Here is a 7,605-nt window from a genome sequence, read left to right on the forward strand (position 1 = left end):
CACCCTTGTGACCTTAACTGAAACCATTCAAGTGTTTGTCAAGGGCAAATGCGGCTCCGATTGGTATAGTCAGTGGGCCTTCACCACCTTTAATTTTTAGTTTTCATAAAAAATTTGACAGTTCCTTAATGATTGATAATAAACAGGTGGACAGCACGTTTCTCCCCATGCCCTGTTCACCATTGTGCCCTAAATAGATTCCGGCCACTCATTTTTTTCCAGAAAATATTCGATGGTCTGACGCAGCTGGCTGATTCGCTGTTTACCGGTTGACAGGCGCTCGATTGCTTTCTTCTCAAGTTCATTTCTTTCATTTTTATCTGAAAGAAGTTTCGTATTTATCGTGACATTCAAGACAGCTGTTTCAAGTACTGTCCCCATAAACAATGTCGCCACCATCAGATCATTCACGATTGTCCCTCTCATTTTCATGCGGGTCAGCTGCTCGATCAGATCGATCAAGTCGTGACTTTTTTCAAGCATCTCAAGAGGTGGCTGAGCAGCGCCTCTAATAGCTTTCTGAATTTCTTTCTGGCGTCTTTCTTTTTCATCTTCATTACCTTTGGGCAGCTTGTATGCCATCTGAACAGGCTCAAAAGCAACTGCATCATCTTTTGCCAGCTGTTCAAATGCTTTTCTCAAATCATGTGACGCTTCCAGAGCCTGTGTAATCTCTTCTGAATAATCAGCATAGGCCTTCTTGTCTTTCTGAATATCTGCTACCATGCGAACAAGAGCAGCACTCATTGAAGCAATGTAAGCAGCGGCACTTCCTCCTCCCGGTGTTCCTTCTTTCTTCCCGAGTTCAGTCAGATAGCCTTCAATCGTCAGTTCGTTCATTCCTAAGCCTCCTAAAACAGTCCGGAAATTTTGCCGTTTTCGTCCACATCCACATGTACCGCAGAAGGCACTTTCGGAAGACCAGGCATACGCATGATATTTCCTGTCAGGACGACGATGAATCCCGCCCCTGCAGACACAGTCAAATCTCTGATGTTGACATTGAAATCTGTTGGGCGACCTAAAGCAGTCGCTGTATCTGACAAGGAGTACTGTGTTTTCGCCATACAGATCGGCAGATCCCCATACCCCAGTTTTTCCAGACGTTTCGCCATCGTCTTAGCTTTTTTGCTCCATTCCGTTCCTTTTCCGCCATATACAGACTGGACGATTTTCTCTATTTTTTCTTCAATCGGGTCACTCAGTTCATAAGCGTAGCTCAGGTCAGACTCTTCTTCGGTCATTCGGACGACTTCTTCAGCCAGTTCTACTCCGCCTTCTCCGCCTTTGGCCCAGACATCTGACTGGACAACCTTGCTTCCCGTTTCTTCAATAGCTTTCCTCAGCACATCCAGTTCATTTTGAGTATCACCAGGAAAAGCATTGATCGCAACGACTGCAGGAAGAGAGAAAGTCTCCTGGATATTTTCTATATGTTTAAGCAGGTTAGGTAGGCCTTTTTTCAAAGCCTGCGTATTCTCCTGATCCAGATCCGTTTTCTTTACTCCCCCATGCATTTTAAGCGCACGGATCGTAGCAACAATGACCACTGCATCGGGTTTGATATTCCCCATGCGGCATTTGATGTCGATGAACTTTTCAGCTCCCAGATCAGCACCGAAGCCCGCTTCGGTTACGACATAGTCTGCATGAGCCAATGCCATTTTTGTGGCCAGCATACTGTTACAGCCATGAGCGATATTGGCAAATGGTCCGCCGTGGATGAATACCGGCGTATGTTCCAGAGTCTGAACCAAATTCGGTTTGAGCGCATCTTTAAGCAGCGCCGATACCGCTCCTTCAGCTTGAAGTTCTCCCAGCTTCACTGGTTCATTATCGAAGGTGTAACCGATCAGACAGTTTCTCAGTTTATCTTTCATTTCAGCCATTGAACTGGACAGACACAACACAGCCATGATTTCAGAAGCAACGGTAATATCAAACCCGTCTTCTCTTGGCATCCCGTTCGTTCGAGCGCCGATTCCGCTGACGATCGAGCGGAGCTGACGGTCATTCATGTCCATTGCCCGTCTCCAAGTCACGCGTCTCGGATCTATATTCAGTTCATTTCCCTGATAAATGTGATTATCGATCATCGCCGCTACCAGATTGTTGGCAGCCCCTATGGCATGAATATCACCTGTGAAATGAAGGTTGATGTCTTCCATTGGAATCACCTGAGCGTATCCACCGCCAGCAGCCCCACCTTTGATTCCGAAAACCGGTCCAAGCGAGGGTTCACGCAGAGCAATGGCTGTTTTCTTGCCAATTTTCTGAAGCGCGTCTCCCAGACCTACAGAGGTCGTGGTTTTCCCTTCTCCAGCTGGAGTCGGATTGATAGCCGTCACCAGGATCAGCTTGCCGTTTTTCCCCGCATGATTATGTAGTGCACTGTAATCCACTTTCGCTTTATACTTGCCGTAATGTTCAAGAGCATTGTCTTCGATTCCTAATTTCTGAGCAATGTCTCCAATCGGGAACATATCTGTTGACTGAGCTATTTCGATATCACTTTTTACCATTTTTTACCCCTCCTGCTGATGATGATAGACTGATCCATTTAACTGGACACAAGTTTCTGGAAGTGATTACACATCACTTCCGATTTTACTTTTTCAGTATAACATAGAGTGTTTATGAGCCCACTTTAATTTCTTTTTTTTATCCATTTTCACCTTTTCATAGGGGCAGGTTAAAATTATTCCCTGCTCAATGAGAAACAATCGACATTTTTCATTAAATTTCGTATGATTATAATATAAGAACATTTAGGAGGAGCTCATTTTGAAAATAATTGACCGCACGGCACTGACATTACTTATCATCGGCGGCATTCATCTATTACTTATCGGTTTGTTCGGGTTCAATGCTGTAGAAACCTTATTCGGCAATGCTGAAGAATGGGGAACACGTATCGTTTATATACTTATCGGCTTGAGTGCCTTATGGTGCTTCAAGTACTATTCCTTTACACCCCGGGGTGGCAGTCGGCTGAAAGACCGCTAACCTTCTGGACAAGCTGACTGAAAGCCCATCACCCTGTGACTGGGCTTTTTTTTCGGACATTTATTGTAAGCTTCGACCTGTTTCGGACTTAAGTAGGCCTCAGATGTTATCTCCTCACAGCCCTATGATTCCTGTTCAAAAAAACAGGAGTATGCAGATTGTTCTGCATCTCCTGTCCCTAATCGTAAAGTTTATTTAGTCAGCTCTTCAAAAGCTTTGAATTCATAATCGAGATCCTTAGCCACTGCCTTATTGACCACATGTCCTTTGTATACGTTCAGACCGGCGGCGAGACCTGCATCACGTTTCAGTGCATCTTCAACACCCAGTTCCGCAAGCTTCAGAGCATAAGGAACCGTATCATTAGTCAGAGCCACTGTCGACGTTTTTGGTACGGCCCCTGGAATGTTGGCCACACCATAATGGAGAATGCCGTGCCTTTCCACTACCGGTTCATCATGAGTTGTCGGCTCGCTCAACGTTTCAAAATTACCCCCCTGATCAATAGCAATATCGACGATCACAGCTCCTTTAGTCATTGACTTAACCATGTCTTCTGTCACCAGTTTTGGTGCTTTTCGTCCCGGCACAAGAACAGCACCAATCACCAGATCAGATTCACTGACAGCTTTCTCAATGTTGGCTGGATTTGAAGCTAGGGTCTGCACATTGCTTCCGAACATCTGGATGAGTTCTCTCATCCGCTGAGGATTCAGTTCGATGATGTTTACCTTTGCACGCATCCCAACAGCCATCCGAGCAGCATTCTCTCCTGCCACTCCACCACCGAGGATTGTTACAGTTCCACTAGGTACACCAGTTACTCCACCTAGGAGAATTCCTTCTCCCCCTGCATGTCTTTCAAGATAATGCGCACCGATCTGGACAGCCATTCTTCCCGCCACCTCACTCATCGGTGTCAGCAGCGGCAGCTTGCCGTTCTTTTCAACCGTCTCGTAGCCCACAGCCGTCACTTCATGCTCCACCAGTGCTTGAGTCAGTTCGGGAGCAGCTGACAGATGAAGATAGGTGAAGAGGACCAGCCCTTTTCTGAAGTAAGTGTACTCCTCTTTCAGCGGTTCTTTCACTTTCATGATCATTTCAGCCTGTTTCCAGACTTGACCGGCCGATTCTGTCAGCTCTCCACCGTTTTCAGCATAATGCTCGTCTATAAACCCACTTCCTTCCCCCGCTCCTTTTTCTACAAGGACACGGTGTCCGTTGTCTGTCAGCCGTCCGACATTCGAAGGGGTCAAAGCTACACGGTATTCATTATTTTTTATTTCCTTAGGTAGACCAATAATCATAGCGACAATCCTTCCATTAGTTAATTAAATTATAAAGTAAGCTATCATCAGAAGCAGGCCAGTAAGCATGAACAGCAGCCCGCCAATTTTCTTAAGCTGCGGGAACCATTCCGGAAACTCCGTCTGTGCTCTACGCCCGCGCTTTCCAGGGTTAAGCTGATCTGAAAACCTGAATGACAAATAGCCTGAAATAAGCAATGCTAATCCGATAATCAGCAGCATGTCAGCACCCCTTTAAAAATGTAGTGAATCGCGGTCCTGGCCTCTTGAGACATCTCGCCAGCTGTAAAAGCCGGCATCCAGTCCTCTAAGCAGAACTTCAGCAGTCCCTATATTTGTAGCTAGAGGAATTTCATAGACATCACACAGGCGGAGCAATGCAGATATATCTGGCTCATGGGCCTGTGCAGTAAGAGGATCACGGATAAATATAACCAGATCCATCTTATTATCAGAGATGTAGGCACCAATCTGCTGGTCCCCACCGAGCGGACCAGATTTAAACCGGTGGACATTCAGACCTGTTTCATCTGAAATTCGCTTTCCTGTCGTTCCTGTAGCAAAGAGAGCATGTTGTTCCAAAATGACCTTATAAGCTGCTGCAATTTTTACGATATCATCTTTCTTTTTATCATGGGCAATCAACGCAATATTCATAAAGGGAATACTCCTCCTTAAAAAGTCGTATTTTTTTCATCATAACATAAAACAGAGCAGCTTATTGAATAAAAAATTGAGTATCTCTACCGTGAATCGTTTTACTTGAAGGATCTATGGTGAGTCGATAAACTGTAACTAGAATAAATGAAGGAGGAATTACAAGAATGGGCAAGAAAGTTGCAGTCGTTATAACAAAACTATTTGAAGACGTGGAATTTACCTCCCCTAAAGAAGAACTGGAAAAGGCAGGTCATACACTGACTACGATCGGATTTGAAGCAGGTGAAACAGTAGAGGGTAAAAAAGGAGAAGCATCGGTGACTATCGATAAAAGCATTGATGATGTCTCTCCGGAAGATTTCGATGCCCTGCTGATTCCTGGAGGATTTTCTCCAGACCAGCTGCGTAAGGATGACCGATTCCTGGAGTTTACCCGTTCGTTCTCAAACGACAGTAAACCTATTTTCTCTATCTGCCACGGACCTCAGCTTCTGATCAATGCTGAAGTAGTAAAAGGAAAAGACATCACTTCAGTTAAGCAGGTGGCGGTGGACCTTAAAAACGCCGGAGCCAATTTCTATGACAAGGAAGTTGTTATAGATGACTCAGGTCTGATTTCAAGCCGTACGCCTGATGATCTTCCTGCTTTCAACAAAGCAATGGTCGATGCATTAAGTGAGTAAATTATCATTTTATTCGGATGAATGCTTAGGCAATTTTAAGGATTTTTCCAGATAGTTTTGCTACACTATGAATGTGGAATTTAAGTACACGTTTCTTTTCTCCCCAAAAAGCTGATTGAATGTTTCCCCCGAATCATTCATCACCTTTGAAAAGATAAACACTATTTGAGACCATTATTCTTTCTCCCCGGATTGAATGGGTTACTCAAATAAACTGAGACGTTTAGTCTTATCCCCAGCCACCTTTTCTAGAGGAAAAGGTGGCTTTTTATTATGTACATTCCTTTCTTAATTCTCTAATTTACTTTGAAAAAGAAAGCGTTAATTCATCATGAATTGGTCACAGTAAATTCAAATCTAAAGACTATACTTTACTCATACCCACAACAACCAACATATTTTTGGTTACCTGCACTCCTCCAAAGCGACAGGTTACCACTCCTTTTTTGCCACCTGCTGTTCACTCAGCAGGTGGTTTTTTGGTGCGCCCGGCATGGGCGACAACTTGGTGGTGAAAGTCCACTACAGGCTTTGCAGTAGGAACTGTTAGTGAATGACAAGGGTGTCCACCGTGAGGTGGAATCTGAAGGAAGTCGGACGCAAAAGCTCGCACTGACGAACAGAAACTCCATACTAAGGCTGAATCAGGACGGATGAGCTTGCCAAACAAAGCGAAGTCCAATACTGCACGAATCCTGTACAGTAAATGGAGCAGTGACATGAGCGGAAGGTTGTCGTTCTTACCCGGGGAGGTCTCTTTCTTTATATCAAACTTTTTCAGTGATGGAAAACTGGAGGAAGAGAAGTCAGCAGACGTCATAGTACTAACGAAAGTTAGGAAGGACTGAACAATAATAATTTTGAAAATCAAGGAGGTGTACACGCCACCAGTATCGCAGAAACATCGTGATTAAGTTCAGAGAGATGGCTACCTACAAAAGGATACGCTGGAAGCAAAAGAATATGTAGGAGTGCGTAGGGGCGTAACACAGAAATGAATAGACAAAATGATATCTCATTAATCGACCGAGTAGTCGATAGAAAGAATATAAAGCTTGCCATCAAGAAAGTTAAAAAGAACAAAGGCAAGCCAGGTGTAGACGGCATAACTGTCGATGAACTAGATGCACACATGGCAGAATTTGGTTCACATATCATTCGAAAACTAAAGGAAGGCACATATATGCCTCAACCGGTTAGGCGAGTGGAAATTCCAAAGGCAAATGGAGGGAAGCGACTTCTAGGTATTCCCTGTGTAAGAGACAGAGTTGTCCAACAGGCTATTCTACAAGTTATAGCCCCCATTATTGACCCCCACTTTTCTGACTATAGTTATGGCTTTCGAAAAGGTCGAAACGCCCATCAAGCAATTGAACAAGTACAACAATATTATGAGGAAGGTTATCGTATTGCGGTAGATTGTGATTTAAAGAATTATTTCGATACAATTAATCATCAAAAATTACGAAATTATCTGGAATACTATATACAAGACAAAATCGTTCTAAAATTAATTTGGAACTTCCTCAAATCGGGTATTTTAGACCAAGACTTTTATGTTGAAACAGATATGGGGACACCACAAGGTGGTCCATTATCTCCTCTATTAGCCAATGTTTATCTCCATCATTTAGATAGAGAACTGGAAAGAAGAAAACATAAATTTGCTCGTTATGCCGACGACTTCGTTATTTATGTCAAAAGCAAACGTGCAGGTGAACGAGTAATGGAGAGCATCACCAAATTTATCGAAGAAGATTTACGATTGACCGTCAATAAAGAGAAGAGTCGAGTGACTACAGCCACAAAGTCAAAGTTTCTTGGGTTTCATTTATATAATCACATGGGAAAGTAGGTTGCCGACCTAGTCGGTCGGCTAAACAACGTTTCCGTGAAAAGTTGAAGAAGCTTACTCGAAGAAATCGGCCAGGGAGTTTTAAAGACATTGT

Annotated in this window: 8 protein-coding genes; 3 read left to right on the forward strand and 5 right to left on the reverse strand. The window is 43.8% G+C overall.

Going from position 1 to position 7,605, the window contains the following annotated elements; translation table 11 throughout:
• Positions 1-189: 189 nt before the first annotated feature.
• On the reverse strand, positions 190-840 hold the full coding sequence (locus ACYQ4S_RS09850) for a cyclodeaminase/cyclohydrolase family protein (protein WP_459770891.1): 651 nt from the start codon (positions 838-840) through the stop codon (positions 190-192).
• Between the two features lie 11 nt (positions 841-851).
• On the reverse strand, positions 852-2,522 hold the full coding sequence (locus ACYQ4S_RS09855) for a formate--tetrahydrofolate ligase (protein ID WP_459770893.1): 1,671 nt from the start codon (positions 2,520-2,522) through the stop codon (positions 852-854).
• A gap of 262 nt (positions 2,523-2,784) precedes the next feature.
• Here ACYQ4S_RS09855 and ACYQ4S_RS09860 point away from each other — a divergent pair, with 262 nt between their 5' ends.
• Positions 2,785-3,006: a DUF378 domain-containing protein gene (locus ACYQ4S_RS09860; protein ID WP_346024958.1), complete on the forward strand. Its 222-nt coding sequence runs from the start codon at positions 2,785-2,787 to the stop codon at positions 3,004-3,006.
• A 191-nt stretch (positions 3,007-3,197) separates the two neighbouring features.
• Here ACYQ4S_RS09860 and ald read toward each other — a convergent pair whose 3' ends face one another.
• From ald to mgsA, 3 genes are read right to left on the reverse strand one after another with little or no spacing between them, the layout of a single operon-like run.
• Positions 3,198-4,313, reverse strand: coding sequence for an alanine dehydrogenase (gene ald, locus ACYQ4S_RS09865; RefSeq protein WP_346024275.1), 1,116 nt, complete (start codon positions 4,311-4,313; stop codon positions 3,198-3,200).
• A 24-nt stretch (positions 4,314-4,337) separates the two neighbouring features.
• A complete protein-coding gene (locus tag ACYQ4S_RS09870) occupies positions 4,338-4,535 on the reverse strand; it encodes a hypothetical protein (RefSeq protein WP_091265486.1) in 198 nt (65 codons plus the stop codon).
• A gap of 12 nt (positions 4,536-4,547) precedes the next feature.
• Entirely contained in the window at positions 4,548-4,970 is a 423-nt protein-coding gene (gene mgsA / locus ACYQ4S_RS09875) for a methylglyoxal synthase (protein WP_459770896.1), read from the reverse strand.
• Positions 4,971-5,137: 167 nt separating this feature from the next.
• Between mgsA and ACYQ4S_RS09880 the strand changes: the two genes are divergently transcribed.
• Positions 5,138-5,656: a type 1 glutamine amidotransferase domain-containing protein gene (locus tag ACYQ4S_RS09880; RefSeq protein WP_091265490.1), complete on the forward strand. Its 519-nt coding sequence runs from the start codon at positions 5,138-5,140 to the stop codon at positions 5,654-5,656.
• Between the two features lie 994 nt (positions 5,657-6,650).
• Positions 6,651-7,511 carry a group II intron reverse transcriptase/maturase gene (gene ltrA / locus ACYQ4S_RS09885; RefSeq protein ID WP_459770898.1) on the forward strand — a complete coding sequence of 287 codons (861 nt, stop codon included), beginning with the start codon at positions 6,651-6,653 and terminating at the stop codon, positions 7,509-7,511.
• The last annotated feature ends 94 nt before the right edge of the window (positions 7,512-7,605 follow it).

This window comes from Alkalibacterium sp. s-m-28 (genome assembly GCF_054658175.1).